The organism is Nocardia sp. CDC159, assembly GCF_023740735.1.
GTDB lineage: Bacteria > Actinomycetota > Actinomycetes > Mycobacteriales > Mycobacteriaceae > Nocardia > Nocardia pulmonis.
Map to the genome: position 1 here is coordinate 372,018 of NZ_JAMRXH010000003.1, position 19,203 is coordinate 391,220.

19 protein-coding genes and 1 tRNA gene are annotated in these 19,203 nt (G+C 68.5%); 6 read left to right on the forward strand and 14 right to left on the reverse strand.

The features are described from left to right. Positions 1–3 precede the first annotated feature (3 nt). Positions 4–1,893 (reverse strand): FAD/NAD(P)-binding protein, encoded by a 1,890-nt coding sequence (locus tag NDR87_RS08675; RefSeq protein ID WP_251910608.1) that lies wholly within the window; start codon positions 1,891–1,893, stop codon positions 4–6. Between the two features lie 767 nt (positions 1,894–2,660). On the opposite strand from NDR87_RS08675, the gene NDR87_RS08680 reads away from it, so the two are divergent. Next, complete coding sequence (locus NDR87_RS08680; protein WP_251910609.1) at positions 2,661–2,906, forward strand: helix-turn-helix transcriptional regulator; 246 nt, start codon at positions 2,661–2,663, stop codon at positions 2,904–2,906. A 62-nt stretch (positions 2,907–2,968) separates the two neighbouring features. Here NDR87_RS08680 and NDR87_RS08685 read toward each other — a convergent pair whose 3' ends face one another. Together NDR87_RS08685 and NDR87_RS08690 are read right to left on the reverse strand one after the other, a co-directional pair. Next, the gene (locus NDR87_RS08685) at positions 2,969–4,204 is read right to left on the reverse strand and encodes an FAD-binding oxidoreductase (protein ID WP_308212066.1); all 1,236 of its coding nucleotides are present in this window, start codon (positions 4,202–4,204) and stop codon (positions 2,969–2,971) included. A 482-nt stretch (positions 4,205–4,686) separates the two neighbouring features. Beyond that, positions 4,687–4,760 (reverse strand) — tRNA-Ile (locus NDR87_RS08690). 120 nt (positions 4,761–4,880) lie between these two features. On the opposite strand from NDR87_RS08690, the gene NDR87_RS08695 reads away from it, so the two are divergent. Then, a complete protein-coding gene (locus NDR87_RS08695; RefSeq protein ID WP_251910611.1) occupies positions 4,881–5,306 on the forward strand; it encodes a nitroreductase family deazaflavin-dependent oxidoreductase in 426 nt (141 codons plus the stop codon). A 1-nt stretch (position 5,307) separates the two neighbouring features. On the opposite strand, the gene NDR87_RS08700 is transcribed toward NDR87_RS08695, so the two are convergent. Continuing rightward, positions 5,308–6,303, reverse strand: coding sequence for a zinc-binding dehydrogenase (locus tag NDR87_RS08700; RefSeq protein WP_251910612.1), 996 nt, complete (start codon positions 6,301–6,303; stop codon positions 5,308–5,310). Positions 6,304–6,542: 239 nt separating this feature from the next. Here NDR87_RS08700 and NDR87_RS08705 point away from each other — a divergent pair, with 239 nt between their 5' ends. Further along, on the forward strand, positions 6,543–7,556 hold the full coding sequence (locus NDR87_RS08705; RefSeq protein ID WP_251910613.1) for a TerC family protein: 1,014 nt from the start codon (positions 6,543–6,545) through the stop codon (positions 7,554–7,556). Between the two features lie 19 nt (positions 7,557–7,575). On the opposite strand, the gene NDR87_RS08710 is transcribed toward NDR87_RS08705, so the two are convergent. The 5 genes from NDR87_RS08710 to NDR87_RS08730 form a co-directional block, all read right to left on the reverse strand. Then, on the reverse strand, positions 7,576–9,339 hold the full coding sequence (locus tag NDR87_RS08710) for an SDR family oxidoreductase (protein WP_251910614.1): 1,764 nt from the start codon (positions 9,337–9,339) through the stop codon (positions 7,576–7,578). 11 nt (positions 9,340–9,350) lie between these two features. Continuing rightward, positions 9,351–10,460 (reverse strand): PDR/VanB family oxidoreductase, encoded by a 1,110-nt coding sequence (locus NDR87_RS08715; protein ID WP_251910615.1) that lies wholly within the window; start codon positions 10,458–10,460, stop codon positions 9,351–9,353. Continuing rightward, the gene (locus NDR87_RS08720) at positions 10,457–11,362 is read right to left on the reverse strand and encodes a metal-dependent hydrolase (RefSeq protein WP_251910616.1); all 906 of its coding nucleotides are present in this window, start codon (positions 11,360–11,362) and stop codon (positions 10,457–10,459) included. The genes NDR87_RS08715 and NDR87_RS08720 overlap by 4 nt, the downstream gene beginning before the upstream one ends. Positions 11,363–11,465: 103 nt before the next feature. Then, complete coding sequence (locus NDR87_RS08725; RefSeq protein WP_251910617.1) at positions 11,466–11,873, reverse strand: hypothetical protein; 408 nt, start codon at positions 11,871–11,873, stop codon at positions 11,466–11,468. Between the two features lie 53 nt (positions 11,874–11,926). Further along, a complete protein-coding gene (locus tag NDR87_RS08730) occupies positions 11,927–12,274 on the reverse strand; it encodes a helix-turn-helix domain-containing protein (RefSeq protein WP_251910618.1) in 348 nt (115 codons plus the stop codon). A 52-nt stretch (positions 12,275–12,326) separates the two neighbouring features. Between NDR87_RS08730 and NDR87_RS08735 the strand changes: the two genes are divergently transcribed. Next, positions 12,327–13,064 carry an SDR family oxidoreductase gene (locus tag NDR87_RS08735; RefSeq protein WP_251910619.1) on the forward strand — a complete coding sequence of 246 codons (738 nt, stop codon included), beginning with the start codon at positions 12,327–12,329 and terminating at the stop codon, positions 13,062–13,064. On the opposite strand, the gene NDR87_RS08740 is transcribed toward NDR87_RS08735, so the two are convergent. The 3 genes from NDR87_RS08740 to NDR87_RS08750 all read right to left on the reverse strand — a co-directional run bounded on the left by NDR87_RS08740 (position 13,046) and on the right by NDR87_RS08750 (position 15,197). Continuing rightward, the gene (locus NDR87_RS08740) at positions 13,046–13,924 is read right to left on the reverse strand and encodes an alpha/beta fold hydrolase (RefSeq protein ID WP_251910620.1); all 879 of its coding nucleotides are present in this window, start codon (positions 13,922–13,924) and stop codon (positions 13,046–13,048) included. The genes NDR87_RS08735 and NDR87_RS08740 overlap by 19 nt on opposite strands. After that, positions 13,921–14,352 (reverse strand): helix-turn-helix domain-containing protein, encoded by a 432-nt coding sequence (locus NDR87_RS08745; RefSeq protein ID WP_251910621.1) that lies wholly within the window; start codon positions 14,350–14,352, stop codon positions 13,921–13,923. Before NDR87_RS08745 ends, NDR87_RS08740 begins: the two co-directional genes overlap by 4 nt. A gap of 65 nt (positions 14,353–14,417) precedes the next feature. Further along, complete coding sequence (locus NDR87_RS08750) at positions 14,418–15,197, reverse strand: enoyl-CoA hydratase-related protein (RefSeq protein ID WP_251910622.1); 780 nt, start codon at positions 15,195–15,197, stop codon at positions 14,418–14,420. 44 nt (positions 15,198–15,241) lie between these two features. On the opposite strand from NDR87_RS08750, the gene NDR87_RS08755 reads away from it, so the two are divergent. Next, on the forward strand, positions 15,242–15,547 hold the full coding sequence (locus NDR87_RS08755; RefSeq protein WP_251910623.1) for a DUF1330 domain-containing protein: 306 nt from the start codon (positions 15,242–15,244) through the stop codon (positions 15,545–15,547). Between the two features lie 42 nt (positions 15,548–15,589). Next, complete coding sequence (locus NDR87_RS08760) at positions 15,590–16,720, forward strand: hypothetical protein (protein WP_251910624.1); 1,131 nt, start codon at positions 15,590–15,592, stop codon at positions 16,718–16,720. Positions 16,721–16,726: 6 nt separating this feature from the next. On the opposite strand, the gene NDR87_RS08765 is transcribed toward NDR87_RS08760, so the two are convergent. Both NDR87_RS08765 and NDR87_RS08770 read right to left on the reverse strand, forming a co-directional pair. After that, positions 16,727–17,359 carry a hypothetical protein gene (locus tag NDR87_RS08765; RefSeq protein ID WP_251910625.1) on the reverse strand — a complete coding sequence of 211 codons (633 nt, stop codon included), beginning with the start codon at positions 17,357–17,359 and terminating at the stop codon, positions 16,727–16,729. A 195-nt stretch (positions 17,360–17,554) separates the two neighbouring features. After that, on the reverse strand, positions 17,555–18,988 hold the full coding sequence (locus NDR87_RS08770; RefSeq protein ID WP_251910626.1) for an NCS2 family permease: 1,434 nt from the start codon (positions 18,986–18,988) through the stop codon (positions 17,555–17,557). Between the last annotated feature and the right edge of the window lie 215 nt (positions 18,989–19,203).

Sequence of the window (19,203 nt, forward strand, 5' to 3'; positions counted from 1 at the left end):
CTTTCAGTCCCTTCGCTGCAGAATGACGCGGGCGACCCGGTCGCTGTCGGCCAGGGTCACCGAGTCCACGCAGGGCCGCGGGCCCGCCGCGGTCACCCAGTGCACGGATTCGGTCGGCACGCCCAGCGCGAACCGGCGCGGATGGACCACACCCGCCGCGTCGACGATCGCATGCGAATCCGGGGCGACCGTGAGCCCACCGGTACGGTAGCGGTCGCCGCCGGGGTCGGCGATGGCGAAACCGTCGATTTCCCCGCGCCGCAGTAGATTACGCAGCAGGGCGTCGCCGGTGGTGCGCAGATCCGGTTCGGGCAGCCAGGCGTCGACGAGCACGCTCGCGGTGACGGTGGACCCGGCCACCAGCGGCGAATCGGTGACGAACCGGCCGTCCTCGATCCGCACGCGCATACCCGGGCCGACGATACGCACGATATCGGCCCGGATCAGGGCGGCCAGCTCGGCGATGCGTTCGGCGGGCGGGCCGATCGAGAGGAAGGCGTTCAACGGGGTGTACCAGCCGTCGAGGTCGTCGCGATAGGAGCTGCCGGTGATGCCGCCGTGATCGACGATCAACCGGACCTCGTTGCGCAGATCCCGCAGCACGTCCAGGGCCGACTTCACCGGACCGGCCACATTGCCCAGCCTGGCATGGCGGACATCGGCGTCGAGATAGTCGAGCAGCCAGCGGTGAAATTGCGCGGGATCGTCGAAGCGGCGGCCGCCGATGGGGTCGGCGATGATCGACCAGTTCCACCAGCGATCGCGCTCGATGCCGTACTCCGCCAGCAGGATCCGCGTATCGCGGGCGGTCGGCGCGTCGAGGTAGCGGCGGCGGAACCAGCGTTGCTCGACGGGGCTGATCCGGTCGGAGATCAACCGGGTGTAGTAGACCGCCTCCACCTCCCGGGCGACCAGCGGCCAGACATCGCGGCGGAAATCGACATCGCCGAAGCGGCGCGCCCGCTCGCGCAGGGCGGCGATGCGAGCCGAATCCAGCAGCGTCGGAACATGCCTGCCGTCGACGCCCTTCTGATTCTCCCCGCGCGCGTGATGCGGCACCCCGCGCCTGCAACCGGCTACGATCAGCGGTTCCCGACCGGAGGCAATGTATTCCAGGCCCCCGGCCGCCTGCGACTCCTTGAAACTGCCACCGCGACCGACAGTCAGCAGCGCCATGTAGTCGAAGAAGGTCAGTCCCAGGCCGCGCACGATGGTGGGGGCGTGTGCGGGCACCCGGTCGAGGTCGACATCGGCGGCATTGCCCGGGGCGATATAGCTCAGCCCGAATTCCTCGGCCGCCCGGGCGATCCCGCTCGCATCGGCCGAATGCCGCAGCGGCACATGCCCCTGCGCGAGCACGACCGCGTGCAGGTCACCGATGCGCTCGCCGTCGTCGAGCACCAGTTCCTGTAGTCCGCCCGGGCCGTCGCGCAGATCGATGACCGTCGCGGTGAGCTCGTGCGCGCGCACCCAGCGCGCATACCGGTCGCGGGTGCGCTCATAGGCCCAGCGCAGGTAGTGGCCGTAGAAGGACCGGGTCGGATAGGTGTCGGGGCCGAGGTGGCGCGCCTCGGCCAGCACCTGCTCGGGTACCTCGGCCACGCCCCCGATCTTCACCAGGAAGTTCGCCCATTCGAACAGGCTCGGCCCGGGCTCGACCGGCCCGTCCATCGTGACGCTCTCGTCGGTGAAGATGGTGACCTGGGCCGCGACCGTATTCATCAGCAGCTGCCGGGATTGATCGGTCCGCCAGACCGCACCCGTCCCCACGCGGGTGGAGTCGACCAGGTAGATCTCGATTCCGCCGCGCTCCCCGCCGCGCCGCGCATTCGCGCAGATCCGCTCGAAGACGCTCAGACCGCGGGGTCCCCCTCCGACGATCCCGATGCGCACCCGAAAAGTCTTTCCGGCTTCGGAGAGAAACGCAAGGCGAATCGGCTCGGCCATTCAGATATTCGACCGGCAGATACTTGCTATCGACATTTCGAAAAAGGGGTTGTAGAACAATATCGGGCCATTCGGCCCGATTCCGTCCCGCGCCGGAGCCTCACCGCGCCGGCGCAGCCACCGACAGGGGACACGTCAACTGCACTGCCCGGGTTCGATCCCGGTGTGGCACAACCGAACCCGAACGCCGTTCAATTGTCCGAACACGTGGCGTTTCGGGGCCTCGACACCGACCGGAACGCGGAAGATCAATTCCCCCAGCGGAATCCAGCAAACAATCGGCCCCGCCGCGCGAACATGAGAAGCCGTGCCGGGCAAGGTTTTTGGCAAAGACTCCGCAGAACCGGGCCACCTGGTCCGATGCCGAAGTGGCATGATGTCACCATTATGTGACTTGAATCACATTGCCGGGCGGTTCCACACGCCATACGGCAAGATCAACCCTCGCAGCGAGACAAGCATTACGAGTCATCGCGCGAACACCATCGGGGGGCCCGAATGGTGATTGTTCGTCAATTCGCGGAAGGGGTTGGAAGGCGCCGACGCGAGCCGGAGATGACAATACGGCAAGCCCATGATCACAAACATCGCGACCTAGATTTCAAATATCCTCGAATCGGAATGTGGGGCATGCAATTCGATTGTCGGGGTTTACATCTGCGCTGAGCGCCCGACATTTTCGCAGCTGAAAGCGAGTGTTTTCGATGGATCCGATGCTTCACCGTCAAACCCGCCCGCCCGAATCCCGTTCGCCGTTGGCGCTACTCACCAACCGGCAGCGCGAGGTGGCGGTCCTGGTGGCGCGGGGAATGACCAACCGGATGATCGCCAGCCACCTGGGGATCGCGGAATGGACCGTCGTCAACCACCTCAGACAGGTGATGTCGCGGCTCGATTGTCCGTCGCGGCTGCACGTGGCGCTGATCGTCCAGCGGGAATCGGGCGCGGAGACCGCCTGACCCGTGTCGACCGGCAAACCCGGTGCCGCGCTGATCGTCGGCACCGGGTTCTGCCGTTCGAGCTATCCGACGGTGAGGGACTTCTGGTATTCGAGGTAGGCCTCGATGACGGACTTTTCGGTGGGGTACCGATCGCCGAAGCGGTTCGGATTCCAGTCGTCGGCGGGGGTCAGGTCGCTGGTGCCGTGCAGGAGGATGTCGGTGAGGACCTTCGCGTAACCCGGGCCGTGGGTGATCCCGGCCTCGTTGTCCCCGACCAGAACGTGGAGCCCGTCGACCGCGGCGACCGGCCCGATCAGCGCCCGCCAATCGGGGGTGTAGCAGGGCGCGCCGTGTTTGACGCTGATACTCGACCGTCGAGCCAGGACCGGCATGGTGGCCTCGGCACGCCCGGCCACGCGAAGCAGTTCCCGCACACCGTCATAGGGGATCTCGTCGAGTCGTTCCGGCTTCGCGGCGTCCAGCAGGACGTTGCGCGGATAGGTTTCGTAGGCGCCGCCCCAGAGCAGGCCACCGTCGTGCCAGCGCACCCACAGCAGCGTTCCGCCGTCGGGATCCTCGGGAACCAGGCCCGACAGGAACAGCGCGGGCAGGGTACTGGGCAGGTCGAGGTTCTCGGTGATGATTCGCGAGGTGATCTGGGGCGCGCTGGGCAGGAAGATGCCGAGCGAACCGAGGAGTTCGTTGCTCCACGCCCCCGCGGCGACGACGACGGCATCACATCCGATCGTCCCGCGGGTGGTCTCGACGCCGACGATTCGCCCGCCGCGGGTGCGCAGCCCGGTCACCGGTCGTCGCGTGTCGACCACACCCGGGTGCCGACGCAGCCGCTCGGCGAGGGCCGCCCCCACCTTCGGCGCGAACACCTGCGCACCGCCGGGTTCGAACAACCCACCGCGCACCCCATCGCCCCGCACGACCCCATGGGTCAGCGCCTCGACCGCCGCGGCGTCCAGCACGGTGGCCGACCCACCCTCCTGCTCGTGGTTCGCGCTGATCTCCGCCCACGAGGACGCCCGCAGGTCCAACCACAAGATGCCGTTGCTCCGCAGGTCGATGTCATGCCCCTCGGCCTGCAGCCCGCCGTAGTAGTCCAGCCCGTAGGCGGTCACCGCCTGCTCCGCCTCGAGCGGCGTCCAACTGGCCAGAAATCCCGCCCCGGCCGCACTGGTGCCCTGAAAGAGCCCATCCCGTTCGACCAGCCGAACACTTCCCGCCCCTGCCTCGACCAAGTGCAAAGCCATACTGCACCCAAATATCCCGCCACCGATGACGACGACGTCCGAACGATCGGACACAATTCCTCCAGAGAATTCGAGTGATATTTCGATATCCCCGGGGCCCCTCGGGATGACCCGACCCTAGCCGACCGCAACCCCCACTCGCATATGACTATTTTCCGCTAGCCGCTGAACATGAAGTAGCACTCACGTTTTCGGCACCGGCCAGCCAGCTCGTGCTCATGGCCGACATCGCCGCAGGTTCACCCACTCGGGATGCAAAGATCGGGCGGAGATCGTGGTGAGTGATGACATCGAACGGATCGGTGCGGATTTTTCCGAGCGGTTGCCGGACCGCCGGACCTGTTGTTGTTCGGTCGGACAGTGAATGACCTATTCTGCTGCAAGACATTTGAAGAACTGCTGCAGGCTCCCGAATGTCGTCCAGATCCGAGGTCGTACCGTACGACGGCACCCGCAAGATATAGAGCTCGACAAGTGCTGTCCCGGATCGACACCTCTCAAACCCGCCAGCATTTACCCTGGTGAGCGGCGTTTTGTGGGGCGGGTGGGGCTCGAACCCACGACCAACGGATTATGAGTCCGCGGCTCTAACCGACTGAGCTACCGCCCCCGACCGCACGCTGCGGGCTGGAGCGATGCTACCGGGTGGGGTGTGGCTTCGCCTACTCGGACCGGGGGTTACGGATAGTGTGTCGGGCGAGGGCCGAGTACGAGACGGGAGGAGCGTGCGGTGAGTCTGTTCGCGAATGTACTGCGGGTGCATCAGTGGGTGTACGAGAAGTCCGGGGGGCTGGTGGGGCATCGGATATTGCTGGGGAATCCGACGCTGCTGTTGCGTACCGTCGGGCGCAAGACCGGGCAGCCCAGGACCAATGCGCTGACCTACGCGCGGGACGGGAAGGACTATTTGGTCACCGCGTCGAACGGGGGGTCACCGCGACCGCCGGGGTGGCTGGCGAATCTGAAGTCCGCGCCGGACAGCGAGATTCAGGTGGGGCGACGGCGGATCGCGGTGACGGCCCGGGTCACGTATCCCGACGATCCGGAATACGCGCGCCGGTGGGCGTTGGTGGACAAGGTGAATCGCGGGCGGTACACGCAGTACCAGAAGATGACCACCCGGCCCATCCCGGTGGTGGTGCTGACCCCGCGTTAGGTCATACGGTCAGGATCGTGCGCCCCACGGCCGTGCGCGCCTCCATGGCGGCGTGGGCGGCGGCCGCCTCGCCCAGCGGGAAGGTCTGGCCCACAACCACTTCCAACCGGTCGGCGGCGACCTCGGCCTGGGCCCGGCGCCCGAGGGCGGGCCAGTCCCCGACCGAGGCCGTGAGATCCATCAGCGAGACCACCGTAATGCCCTGCGCCGCCGCGGCTTCGGTATCGAACTCGGCGAATCCGCCCGCGGCGTTGCCGTAGCCGAGGAAGCGCCCACCGGGCGACAGCGCGCCCAGGGCGTCGCTGCCGATCCGGCCGCCCGCCCCGTCCAGGACCACCTGCACCCCGTCTCCGCCGCTCAGTTCGAGAACCTGATCGGCCCAACCGGATTCGTCGTAGTCGACCACCTCGTTCGCGCCCAGCCGCCGGGCCAGGTCGAGCTTCGCCGCACCCCGCGCCGCGGCGATCACCCGGGACCCGGCCGCGCGGGCCAGCTGAATCAGCAGGGTGCCGAGTCCCCCGCCCGCGGCGGTGATCAGCACCCACTCACCCGCGCGCGGCTCGGCCCGCTGGGCCACCGCCAGCGCGGTGCGCCCGTCGTGCACCAGCGCCGCAGCGCGCACGAAATCCAGCCCCGTGGGCAGTTCGTCGAGCGAATCGGCCCGCGCCAGGGCCCGCTCGGCATATCCCCCGATCGGCAGGCCGCCCCCGATCCCACTGGCGGCGGTCCGCGTCGCCACCCGTTTGCCGACCCAGTCCGGATCGACCCCGGGCCCGACCGCCGACACCACTCCGGCCACCGCGCCGCCGGGCACATAGGGCGGCTCGACCGGAAAGAAGTCCAGCCCCCAGCCGCTGCGCAGGCGGGTGTCGAGAAACATCACATCCGCCGCCGCGACATCCACCACCACCTCGCCCGGACCCGGCTCGGGGTCCGGCACCTCGCTGATCGCCAGCACCTCCGGCCCCCCGAACGATTTCACTTCGACCGCACGCATGTTCGCCCAACTTCCCTTCGGCATCGAGTACCGCCCCAGCCTCCAACCTCAACTTATGTTCAGGTCAAGCCCATCCTTCGATTGGCCGAGGAGCAAAAATTTCGCTATCCTGGCGCCCGAGGGGAGTACTTCCCAAGTGCCATGCCGGTCAGTACGGATTCCGCCGTCGGAATCCCCGGGTGGCCGCCCGAATTCGGGTGAAGGAGACCTCGGGTTTTTCGTCGTACCCGAGGAGACTTGTGACCACGTACCTTTCCGCCGCACCTCTGGACACCATCGGCTCGCCCTGGCTGTGGGCGGCGACGATCGTGGGTGTGCTGGCGCTGCTGGCGCTGGATTTCGTGGTCACCCGCCGCCCGCACGAGGTCTCGATGCGCGAGGCGCTCGGCTGGACGGTCTTCTATCTGGCGCTGCCGGTCGCGTTCGGCCTGGTGATCTGGGCGGGCTACGGCGGAACGCCCGCCACCGAATTCTTCACCGGCTATCTGCTGGAGAAGTCACTGTCGGTGGACAACCTGTTCGTATTCATGCTGCTGCTGTCGGCGTTCGCGGTGCCCGCGGCGCTGGCCCAGCGGGTGCTGCTGTTCGGCATCGTGGGCGCGCTGGTGCTGCGCGGGGTGTTCATCGCACTGGGCGCGGCCGCACTGGCCTCGCTGGACTGGGCGTTCCTGCTGTTCGGCGCGATCCTGCTGGTCACCGCGATCAAATTGCTGGTCGACGCGGTGCGCGGCGAGGAGCAGAAGGTCGACATCTCCCGGATGCGCTCGGTGCGCCTGATGCGCAAGCTGATGCCGGTCACCGACGACTACCACGGCACCCAGATGACCGTGCGCGAGGCGGGCCGACGCGCCCTCACCCCGCTGGCCCTGGTGGTCACCGCGGTCATGGCGACCGATGTGGTCTTCGCGGTCGACTCGGTGCCCGCGGTCTACGGCGTCACCGGCGACCCGTACCTGGTCTTCGCCACCAACGCGTTCGCCCTGCTCGGCCTGCGCGCCCTGTACTTCGTGCTGCAGGCCGCGCTGTCGCGACTGGTGCACCTGGCCTACGGCCTGGCCGTGATCCTCGCCTTCATCGGCGTCAAACTGGTCCTGCACTGGGCCCACGACCTCTGGGACGGCGTCCCGGAGATTCCCACCCTCGCCTCGCTGGGCGTCATCGTGGTCACCCTGGCCGTGGTGACCTTCACCAGCCTCTGGTCCACCCGCGACTCCGACGAAAAGGATTCGGCCGCATCGGCGTCCACGACGTAGCCACCGATGCGGCCGGAGCCTAGGTCAGCTTGACCCGGGCCGCGAAGAACCGGTGCAGGGCCGGGGCCAGGCGGTGGAAGTGGTACTGCAGGTGCGACTCCGGGGTCACCGGGACGATCGCGCGGTCGTGTTCGACGGCGCGCACGATCTGCTCGGCGACCTTCTCCGGGCCGTAGGCGCGCAATCGGTAGAGGTTGTCGTACCTGGCCTGCCGGGCGGCCTCCTCCTCGGCGGATACGCCCGAGAACTTGGTGGTGGCAACGATATTGGTGTGCACAATGCCGGGGCAGACGGTGTGCACGCCGATGCCCTTGCCCGCCAGCTCGGCGCGCAGGCAGTCGGAGAACATGAACACCGCGGATTTGCTGGTCGAGTAGGCGCTGAAGCCGCGCTGCGGAGTGTAGGCGGCCATGCTCGACAGATTGACGATATGCCCGCCCAGGCCGCGCTCGGCCATCGCGGCACCGAAGGTGCGGCAGCCGTTGACCACTCCGCCCAGATTCACCCGCAGCACCCGGTCGAAATCGGCGGCGGGGGTGTCGAAGAAGTCGCCCGCCTGGCCGATGCCCGCATTGTTGATCAGGATGTCGGGTACCCCGTGCGCGGCGACGACCGCGGCCGCGTGTTCGGCCACGGCCGCCTCGTCGGCGACGTCGACGGCGTAGGCGTGCGCCACCCCGCCCTGCGCCGCGACGAGTTCGGCGGTCTCCTTGGCCGCGTCCAGGTTGATATCGGACAGCACGATCTCCGCGCCGCGGCGCGCGAAGGCCAGCGCGGTCTCCCGGCCGATCCCGCTGCCGCCGCCGGTGATCACCACCAGATGGTCCTCGAACCGCTGGCGATCGCGGCCCACCTCGGCGCGGCGCAGCGTGCGCGGCGCCTCACCGCCCGCCACCGACCGCGCGAATTCCGCGGTGGCCGTGGCCAACAGCTCCGGATGGGAGAACGGCAGCCAGTGCCCGCCCGCGATCTCGCGCCGCCACAGCCGCGGCGCCCAGCGCTGCGAATCCTCGTAACCGGCCGGGCGCACGGCCACATCGCGGCGGGCGATGATCAGCTGCACCGGCACCTCGGTGCGCCGCTCGCGCGGATTGAGCATCCGCGGCAAGATATTGGCGCGGTAGATCCGCATACCGTCGAAGAAGTCCTCGCGGAAGGTCGGCCCCAGCCGCACATTGTCCGGCGCGGTCTCGTTCATCAGCCCGACGAACCGCTGCCACATCCGCTGCGCCGACAGCGGCCGCAGCACCACCCGCGGCACCCCCGGCGTCATGAACAGGAAGGTGTAGGTCGACGACAGCAGCTGCGTGAACGGCCCCCAGGCCGCACCGCGAGACAGCTTGTCCCGGAACCACTTCCCCATGTGATCGAGATTCGGCCCAGACACCGAGGTGAACGACGCAATCCGCGCGGTCGCACGCGGCTCGCACACCGCCTCCCAGGCCTGCACCGAACCCCAGTCGTGGGCCAGTAGGTGCACCGGCCGGTCGGGGCTGACCGCGTCGGCGACCGCGAACAGGTCGGCGGCGAACCCGTCGAGCCGGTAGTCGGCGGTGCGGTCGGTGCGGGTGGAGCGGCCGTGCCCGCGAGTGTCGTATGCCACGACGTGAAAGCGGTCGGCCAGCAACGGAATCACCCGGTCCCACAGATGGTGATCGTCGGGCCAGCCGTGCACCAGCAGCACGGTGTCGGCGGCGGGGTCACCGTATTCGTAGACGGCCAGGTCGAATTCGCCGCTGCGGACGATGCGCTCCGCCTCCGGGGCGAGGGTCCGATCGGTCACACTGTTCTCCTTCACAGATCCAGCACCAAACGCTCACCGCCGCAGCGGGATACGCAGATCAGCATGTCGCCGTCGGCGCGCTCGCCAGGGGTCAGCACGGTATCGCGATGCTCCACCTCGCCCGCCAGCACCCGCACCCGGCACGTCCGGCAGAAGCCCTGGCGACACGAGTAGGCGGTGTCCGGGCGCACACGCAGCACCTGTTCCAGCGCCGACCGGTCGGCGGGCACCTCGATCACCTCGCCGGTGCGAGCCAGCTCGATCGTGAACGGCTTGCCGTCGCGCACCGGCGGCGCGGAGAACCGCTCGGAATGCAGTTCCACGCCGGGCATTTCGCGCACCGCCGCGGCGATGAGCTCGGTCATCGGCACCGGGCCGCAGCAGTAGACGGCGGTGTCGGGTCCCACGCCGCCGAGCAGGTCGGCGGCGGTGGGCAGGCCGTGCGCGTCGTCGGTGCGCACGGTCACGCGGTCGCCGAAACCCTCGACCTCGTCCAGGAACGGGATGGTGTCGCGGCTGCGCCCGGTGTAGACCATGGACCAGTCCACGCCGAGCCGATCGGCCATTCGCAGCATCGGCAGGATCGGCGTGATGCCGATGCCACCGGCGACGAAATGCAGTCGGGCGGCGGGTGATCCGTAGCCCGGCAGCACGAACGGGAAGGCGTTGCGCGGCCCGCGCACGGTCACCCGGGCGCCGGTCCGTAGCGCCCGATGCACCTCCAGCGAGCCGCCGCCACCGTCGGGGATGCGCCGCACCGCGATGCGGTAGCCGTGCCGATCGGCCGGGTCGCCGCACAACGAATACTGACGCAGCCGACCCGAGGGCAATTCCAGGTCCAGATGCGCGCCCGGCCGCCACACCGGGAGTTCCCGGCCGTCGGGCGCGGTGAGCAGCAGGCTGAGCACATCGGTGTCGCGGGCCTCCACCCGCCGCTCGACCACGGTGAGCGTCAGTCGCCGATCGTCCACCCGGCCCGCCGGATCCCGCCGGTTGATCAGCGCCGACCAGCGCAACCGGGTCTGCGCGATCGCGTCGAAGACCCGGATCGCCCTGTCCTGCCGCGGTTTTCCGTACAGGTCGTCGGGCAGCCGCGCCGGGGCGTGGCGTCGTACGGTCACGACGCCAGCGCCCGGGCCGCCGGGGACTTGGCCAGATAGGCCACCGCCTGCGCGGTCGAGCCGACCGCTTCCGGGGTGTAACCGGGCTTGAACACCGACAGCGCGCTCCACAGCAGCGAGGGAATGCCGGGCAGCGCGCCCCGCCACATCGCGCCGAACACCCGCAGGATCAGCCGCGGATAACCCAGATCCGGCAGCGTCTCGTCCTGGCGCACCAGGTATTTCGCGCCGCGCACCACCAGCGCCAGGAAGATCGGAAAGACGAGCAGCATCAGCGCGCAGCGGCGCACATAGCCGATGTCGAAGTATTCGGCCACGTCGTGGGCCACGAAGCGGTGCTCGACCTCCTCGGCCCCGTGCCAGCGGAACAGATCCAGGACATTGGGGTCGGCCCCGAACCGCTCCAGATCCGCATTGAGCACCCAGTCGCCGAGGAAGGCGAAGAAGTGTTCCAGGGTGGCGATCATGCCCAGCCGCTCGACCAGCTCCTGGAACTCCGCCCGCACGGTCTCCCGCTCGCGCGACCCCAGACTCTTGCGGAACAGGTATTCCATCTGGCGCACATAGGGTTCCACATCGATGCCGTGCGCGGCGAGTACCTGATCCAGCACTCCGTTGTGGGTCTCGGCGTGCATGGACTCCTGCCCGATGAACCCGAGCATCTGCTCACGCAGCTTCTCGTCCTTGACCAGCGGCAGCGCCTCGGAGAACGCCTGACAGAACATCCGCTCGCCCTCGGGCAGCAGCAGATTGAGCGCATTGATCACATGCGAGGCGATGGGCTCGTCGGCCATCCAGTGCAGGGGTGTGCCTTGCCAGTCGAAGTGCACATTGCGCGCGTGCAGCGCCACCTCACCCGGATCGATGGTCCGATTGCGCGCCCGAATGGGAAGTAACTTCATCGGTACTCCTGGTCTAGCCGACACCGACATCGCTGCCGTTTGCTGCGTGAGCGTGGTAACAGTGTAGCAATATATGCGACCAGGAGTTACAGCAAAGAATCGTTCAACGTTTCGCCAGCGGGTGGGTGCGCGTGACCCCGGCGGCGTCAATGGTGGTGGCCTTGGTGAACACGTGGCCGGGCTCGACGGGGTCGGACAGCACGATACGAACCGGCCTGATGGCGAAATTGCCTGCGGCGCAGTTCGGGTTGCAGGTGTTGGCGTGTTCGATGCCGTCGCCCTCGGCGCGGTCGGCGGTCCAGGATTTCCAGTCGATCTGTTCGATCCGCAGGCCCAGATCGGCGCAGGCGAGGATCAGTTCGGGCGGGCGCACGGCCGGCGGGTGGAAGGAACAGTCGATTACTTCCACGGGACCGATCGGATTGTGCGCCGGGGTTGCCGCGGGGGCGGGGCCGCCGGGGGGCGATTCGCCGCAGGCGGTGATCAGCAGGGCAGCGCCGATCGGCAGCACTCCCGCGCACATCGCTGTCAGCCGTCCCATCGTGGTGGCAGGGTAACGCACCCTCACCGCCGGGGGCGCTCCGCACCGGAGGCGTGCCAGTCGTCCGACCACGCCCACAGCGGGCGCAGGGCGCGGGCGAGTTCCATTCCGGCAGGGGTCAATTCGTGGGACTTGTCCGGCCGCTTCACCGCCAGCCCGGCGTCCTGCAGGGTGTGCAGCCGCGCGGAGAGCATGCTCGACGAGCAGTTGCCCATGCGGCGGCGCAGTTCCAGGAAACCCAGCGCGCCCGGTTCCAGCTCCCAGACCACGCGCAGCATCCAGCGCTGACCCAGCAGCTCCATGGCCGCGTGCCGCGCCGAGCGCGACGGCTCCTCCCCGCGTGGTTCCCCCAATTCCCTTGCACTTCTCATTTCGAACTACCATAGTTGGTTCTGAATCAGAAGCGTTCGAGAGGTATGAAATATGGGCTCACGGCGAATCGCGTTGGTCACCGGCGCCTCCCGCGGCATCGGCGCGCAGACGGCGCGCATCCTGGCCGCCCGGGGCGATCACGTGGTCGTCAACTACCGCGAGAAGCGCAGGCGCGCAAAGGAACTGGTCGACGAGATCGTCGCCGCGGGCGGCAGTGCCTCGATCGCGGGGGCGGATCTGGCCGATGCGACGGCCGCGACGACACTGATCGAGAATGTCGTGACCGAGTTCGGGCGGCTGGACGTGCTGGTACTCAACGCCTCCGGCGGACTCGAGCGCGGCGCGGCGCCCGACTACGCGATGACCATCAATCGCGATGCGCAGCTGCGACTGGTGCGTGCGGCATTGCCGCAGCTACCCGCGGGCGGCCGCATCGTCTTCGTCACCAGCCACCAGGCGCACTTCCACGGCCGCAGGCCGGTGCCCGCGGGCTACGAGCCGATCGCGGCGAGCAAGCGCGCGGGCGAGGACGCGTTGCGCGCCCTGGTCCCCGAATTCACCGAGCGCGGAATCGGTTTCACCGTCGTCTCGGGCGATATGATCGACGGCACCATCATCGTGCGCCTGCTGGCGCGCCGCGATCCGGACGCGGTCGCGGCGCGCACTGAGCACGGCCCGCTGCCCACCGTCACCGAATTCGCCACCGCCATCGCGGACGCCACCGCGGGGCCGGTCGAGCCGGGCGCGACGGTCTACATCGGCGGCGCGGACTATCCGACGTCTCGCTGAACCCCTTCGGCCACGGTGGATTCCGCGCGCAGGAACTCCCCCATCGTCTCGGTCTGATCGACGACGGCATGCCCCATTTCCGGCAACATCCGCACGGTCGCCCGCGGTGCCAGCTCGCGCATCCGCCGGGCGGTCTCGGCCGAGTCGAACATCACGTCGCGGCCGCCGACGACGACCAGCACCGGCATGGCCAGCCCCCGCAGCTGGTCGTCGGTGAAGATCGGCAGTCGTTCGGTGCGCGGCCGGAAGTGGGTGGCGATCAGGACCACCTCGTCGAGCACCGGCGCGAACCGCGGCTCGGTCAGCCCGGTGACGATGCCCGCGGACCTGCGCAGCCCGCGGCGGCCGAACAGCCGCAGCGGCAACAGTTTCCAGAGGAAGCCGAAGCGCTGCCTGCCGACCCCGCCGGGGCACAGCAGCGCCAGCCGGGTGACCCGGTCCGGCCTACGGATGGCGTAATCCAACCCCACCCAGCCGCCCAGCGAGATCGCCCCGATGGCCGTGTCGGTGAGGCCCAGCCCGTCGAGCACATCGTCGAGCCACAGCGCCACCGCCTCGGAGTCCAGTCGTGGTCGGGCCCGAGCGGACAGTCCCGGCTCCCCCACCATATCCACCGCGTAGACCCGGAAATCGGTTGCCCAGCGGGCGATATCGCCGCGCCAGGTGCTCGCGTTGGCACTCGAGCCGTGCAGCAGCACCAGCGGTGGCGCCGCGGCCGGGCCGGACGCCACGACGAACGTCTCACCCGCCCGGGTCGGCACGCGCAGCTGCTCGGCCGCGACGGGCCACTGGCGCAACGCTTCCCGGTAGCGGTCGAGGATCAGCGCCCGACCCCGCTCGGACTTGTAGATCGCACTCACGGCGCCAGCACCCCTTCCATGTAATCGAGCAATCGGGCGGTCTCGCCGAGCCCGCCCACGATCACGACCTTCATTCGGGCGCGCTCCTCGTCGTAGATGGTCTGCACCCGCAGCGGCCGTTCGTCGCGCCCACGGCTGCCCGCCGCACCCATCAGCACACTGCTGAGCCGGTCGGCGGTGGCGCGATCGACCGCATCGATCTCGACGATGCTCGACACCTCACTGTGCCGCTGCCGCCGGGCGGACGCCCGGGGCGTCTCGGGCACGGGACGACCCGTGAACGCCTCGAGGTCGGCCCCGGCGATCCGGTATTGCTTGCCGATCCGAACCGCGGGCAGGCGCCCACTGCGCACATAGCCGCGGATGGTGCGGACGTGCAGTCCGAGCCGGTCGGCGACCTCCTCGACCGAATACAGGTGATCGTTCACGGTTATACTCTAAACTTCCCTATCCAATCTAGCAAATAGGGTATTTTAGGGAAGCTTGCGTAAGTTCAGTCCGGCCACATCGGCTGCCGCTTCTCCAGGAACGCCGCCATCCCCTCGCGTGCCCCGGGCAGCTGCGAGGCGGCGGCCATGACCTCCACGGCAATGGCGTACGCGTCGGCCTCGGGACGGTCGAGCTGGGCGTAGAGCGTGCGCTTGCCCAGGGCCTTGGACGCCCGGCTGCCCCGGGTCGCCCGGCCCAGCAGTTCCTCGACGGCCGCATCCAATTCGGCGTCGGGTACCGCGCGGTTGATCAGCCCCCACTGCTCGGCCGTGCGCGCATCGATCGGATCGCCGGTCAGCGCGAGCTCCATCAGCCGCTTGCGCCCCACCGCGCGGGCCACCGGCACGGCCGGGGTGTGACAGAACCAGCCGCCCTTCCCGCCGGGCAGCGCGAATCCGGCCGATTCGGCGGCCACCGCCAGATCGCAGGAGGCCACCAGCTGACATCCGGCCGCGGTCGCCAGCCCGTGCACCCGCGCGATCACCACCTGCGGCACGGACTGGATGGTCGACATCAACTCCGTGCACAAGGCCAGCAGTTCGCGGACCTCCAGCAGATATCGCGCGGCGACATCCGCGAAATCGTGTCCGGCGGAGAATACGGGTCCGGCCCCGCCGAGCACGATTCCGGTCGCATCGCCCTCCCCCGCCCGACGGAACGCGGTCAGCAGTTCGCTCAGATGCTCGGCGGAGAGCGCGTTGCGCCGCTCCGGCCGGTTCATGGTGATGTGTACGGTGTCGCCGTCGCGGGAGACGAGCAGATGCTGGTAGTCCATGGCGCTCATATAGGTCACGGTAATTCGGCCGGGCGCTCGTTAGGGTCGTTGCCATGACCGTCTACGCGCTCGCGCAGCTCACCATCACCGACCGCGACAGCTACGGCCGTTATCAGGCGCGATTCCTGGATGTGCTGAACCGCTTCGGGGGGCGGGTGCTCGCTGCCGACGAGCGGCCGAGTGTGGAGGAGGGCAGCTGGGAGCACGACAAGGTGGTGCTGCTGGAATTCCCCGACGAGCGGGCTTTTCGCACCTTCTCCGACTCCCCCGAGTACCGGGAGATCGCGGTGGACCGCACGGCCGGGTCGCACGGGCCGGTGCTGCTGATCCACGGCATCGGGCACGCACCCGAAGCATGAATTCCGCAGGCGTCCCGCGGTTTCCGATGCGAGTATGAGCGGATGGATCGGGACAGCGCCGATCGGATCATCGCGGCGGAGGACCGGACGGCCGCGCTGCGGCTGCGGGCCTATGCGGCCGACTGGTCGCAAGAGGCGGCGCGGCAAGCTCAGTACCTGCGAGAACTGCCCGCCTACGACCCGTCCGCACCCACCGGCGCGGCACAGGCGTGCGAGGCGCTCGCCTCCGTCCTGCGCTGGGAGTACGAGACAGCGTGGCGGTTCGAGCAGATCACCCGCGGCTGCGCCGACGCCATCCGCCGCGCCTGGCCGCTGCCGACCTATCCATCCCCAGACGAGTCGGCCTGGTCCACCGCGGCCCGGTTGGCCGATCTGTCCTACGGGCTCGAGCAAGTGGCCCGCGCCACAACAGTTCTCGTGGTGCCCACCGTTCCGGCCCCACCTCGGCACGCGCAACCGCGCAGGGGCGTCAATGCCCGGGTCCTCGCCGAGCAGATCGCCGCGCAGCGCGATCACGCCGACCGGCTGACCATCTCGCGGGGCGCGAGCGAGCATGCGCTACCCGCCATCCGGCACTGGGCCGACGAGGTGCGCGATCTCCTCGCGAACCTGACGGTACCTTCCGATCGAAGGCCCCTGTTCGCCATACAATTTCAGGACATCGTCGGGGGCATCGATGCCACCGAGGGCCCGCTCGTGGCGAATCCGACGGCTCTGCTGCGGGCCTATCTGGCTCTGGCGAAACACTATCTGGCGAAGGTGGGCGAGAATATGAGCGACTACGCGGAGGCGTCCGGACAGTCCGGACGAGGCGGTATCAACATCTCCATCAGCGGCGGTACGGTCTACAATCCCCAATTCGCCGAGTCGATCACCAATATCGACTCCAATATCGTCACCATCGCTCAGCGCGGTGACGGCGAAGTCGCCCAGGCGTTGCAGTCCATCGGCAGCGCGGTGCTCAGCGATCGCCAATTGGACGACGAGCGCCGCCAGGAGTTGCTCGACAATGTCGAGTATCTGGCGCAGAACGCGCAACAGCCGCCCGAGAAACGCAATCGTGGCATGATCAAATCCGCCCTGGCCGCGTTGAATACGGCCGCGACCACCGGAACCGAGGTCGGCAAGGCGGTCACCACCTGGGGCGAGGCACTCAACGCGATCCTGTCCTGACCGGCGTCAGTGTGGCACGTCGCGGTACACGTGCGATAAGCCGTCGTATCCGCCGGATTTCGCGACGAGGTCGCGGAACTCCGTCGTCGAGACGACGGTCTCGGCCGCAACGGACTCGAGCCAGAAACAGCGCGCACACCAATGGCAGTAGTAGGCACATCGCCACGCCTCGGCCGCGGCGTCGACGGCCTGCCGATAGGCCGATATCGCCGCTGAGTACCGCGCCGCGGCCCGGGCGCGCCGACGCTGCCGGACGAAAAGCACCGTCGGTGGTACTGCCAGCAACAGCAGCAGGATCAGCGATCCCTGAATCCAGTCCGGAGTGGGCTCGTCCGGCGGTCGGTCCAGCCCGTAGACGATCACCACCAGCAAGGCCAGCACGACGATTCCGCCACCGAGCCCCCGGTCCACGAGGTGTCGCATGGTCACGGGCTTGCTTACCCGGTCCTGACGAAGCACCCGCGGCGCGTCCGGGGGTTCGGGTGGCCCGGGCAACCGGGTCGCGGTGGCCAGCAGCGTGCCGTAGGGAACGGCCCGCCAATCGGACCCGGGTTCCGGTGGCGTGGAATAGCTTCCGACAGCGGGAATGTCCTGGACGAAATCCGCGCTGCCGCACCGCGGGCATGAGACGGACGTCATCGAACCATGATCGCATCCGCTCGGCGGGCCGATCACCGGCTCCGCGGAAGAGGTTGCGGCGCAACCGCACCTCCTCCGCGTCGCCGCCATCGAACCCGCGGTGTGCACCGAGCAGCTGGGCCGCATCACCGCCCTGCTGCCCCGGCGCCCCCGACGGGGTCCCGCGCTGGCGGCCGGACCGCCGCACGCCTGCGGTCAGCCCGCGAACAGCAGCTCGATGGCGGAAATGCCGAAGTAGCAGGCGAATACCGCGCTCACCACCCACACCAGCCAGTGGATCTCGCGGAACTTCCCGCGCGCCGCCTTGATCACCGTGTACGAGATCAGGCCCGCGCCAACACCATTGGTGATCGAGTAGGTGAACGGCATGGCCACGATGGTGAGGAAGGCGGGGACCGCCACCTCGAGATCGTTCCAGTCGATCTTGCGAGCCTGGGTCATCATCAGCGCGCCCACCAGCACCAGCGCCGGAGCCGCCGCCTGGATCGGCACCACGCCCGCGATCGGTGTGAAGAATATTGCCAGGCAGAACAATCCGCCGGTCACCACGCTGGTCAGGCCGGTGCGGGCGCCCTCGCCGACGCCCGTGGCCGATTCGACGTACACCGTGGACCCCGCCCCGCCGCTGGCTCCGCCGATGACCTGCGCGATGCCGTCCATGGTCAGCACCCGGCCCAGGCCCGGCATACTGCCCTTCTTGTCGAGCAGCCCGGCCTCGTCACAGACCCCGAAAACCGTTCCCATGGCATCGAAGAAGCCGGTCAGCACCAGCGTGAACAGCACGACGCCGGCGGTCAGCGCCCCGGCCCGGGCGAAGCCACCGATCGGGTCGATATCCAGCATGAGGCCGAAATCCGGTGCGGCGAAGAGCTTCTCGGGCATCTTTGGCACCACCGTGCCCCAGGCCTTCGGGCTGATGGTGGCGACGGCATTGATGACGATCGCGAGCACGGTCGCCGCCGCGATGCTGATCAGGATCGCACCGGGCGTCTTGCGGATGTACAGCGCCAGCATCAGCAGCAGGCCGAAGGCGAAGACGACCACCGGCCAGCCCTCGAGCTGTCCGTCGGGACCGAGCCCGACCGGCGGCCCGGTCGGTGAGCCGTGGCCGACCACACCCGAGGACACCAACCCGATCATCGCGATGAACATGCCGATTCCGACGCCGATCGCATTCTTCAGCGCCAGCGGAATGGCATTGATGATCATCGTCCGCAACCCGCTGGCGGCCATGATCACGATGATCACGCCCATCAGCACGACCAGGCCCATGGTCTGACCCCAGGTCATATGCGGCGCGGCCTGATACGCCACGACCGGCACCACGCCCAGTCCGGCGGCCAGCGCCAGCGGCACATTGCCGACCAGCCCCATCAGAATCGTGGACAGGCCCGCGGCGAACGCCGTGGCCGTGGTCAGTTGCGGAATGCTCAGCCGCGTACCGTCGACATCCGTGGCGCCGCCCAGAATGAGCGGCACGAGCAGGATGACATAGGCCATCGCGACGAAAGTGGTGATACCACCGCGGATTTCGCGCGATACGGTGCTGCGGCGTTCACCGATCCGGAAGATCCGGTCGAGGGCGGACCTACCGGTCGCGGGGGTGGTACGGGTCTCTACTTGGGTCATCGGTGTGCCCTCCCTTGGGCATACCCGACCTGCGGTCCGTGCCGTCAACGGACCTGGGGTTCGGTATTGCGGTTGTGGGAGTCCCTCGCTTCGCTCGGGAAAATGAGAACGACCGCCCCGGGAAAATGAGAGCGACCACCTCGGAGAACGAGAACGACCACCCCGGAGAACGAGAACGACCGCCCCGGAGAACCAGAGCAACCACCCGGAGACCA

What these genes read in the sequence shown, in the direction of transcription:
- NDR87_RS08765 (WP_251910625.1), bottom strand. Translation starts at nt 17,359, where the DNA reads ATGACGTCCGTCTCATGCCCGCGGTGCGGCAGCGCGGATTTCGTCCAG.
- NDR87_RS08760 (WP_251910624.1), top strand. Translation starts at nt 15,590, where the DNA reads ATGGATCGGGACAGCGCCGATCGGATCATCGCGGCGGAGGACCGGACG.
- NDR87_RS08735 (WP_251910619.1), top strand. Translation starts at nt 12,327, where the DNA reads ATGGGCTCACGGCGAATCGCGTTGGTCACCGGCGCCTCCCGCGGCATC.
- NDR87_RS08770 (WP_251910626.1), bottom strand. Translation starts at nt 18,988, where the DNA reads ATGACCCAAGTAGAGACCCGTACCACCCCCGCGACCGGTAGGTCCGCC.
- NDR87_RS08750 (WP_251910622.1), bottom strand. Translation starts at nt 15,197, where the DNA reads ATGAGCGCCATGGACTACCAGCATCTGCTCGTCTCCCGCGACGGCGAC.
- NDR87_RS08755 (WP_251910623.1), top strand. Translation starts at nt 15,242, where the DNA reads ATGACCGTCTACGCGCTCGCGCAGCTCACCATCACCGACCGCGACAGC.
- NDR87_RS08680 (WP_251910609.1), top strand. Translation starts at nt 2,661, where the DNA reads ATGCTTCACCGTCAAACCCGCCCGCCCGAATCCCGTTCGCCGTTGGCG.
- NDR87_RS08720 (WP_251910616.1), bottom strand. Translation starts at nt 11,362, where the DNA reads ATGAAGTTACTTCCCATTCGGGCGCGCAATCGGACCATCGATCCGGGT.
- NDR87_RS08700 (WP_251910612.1), bottom strand. Translation starts at nt 6,303, where the DNA reads ATGCGTGCGGTCGAAGTGAAATCGTTCGGGGGGCCGGAGGTGCTGGCG.
- NDR87_RS08730 (WP_251910618.1), bottom strand. Translation starts at nt 12,274, where the DNA reads ATGAGAAGTGCAAGGGAATTGGGGGAACCACGCGGGGAGGAGCCGTCG.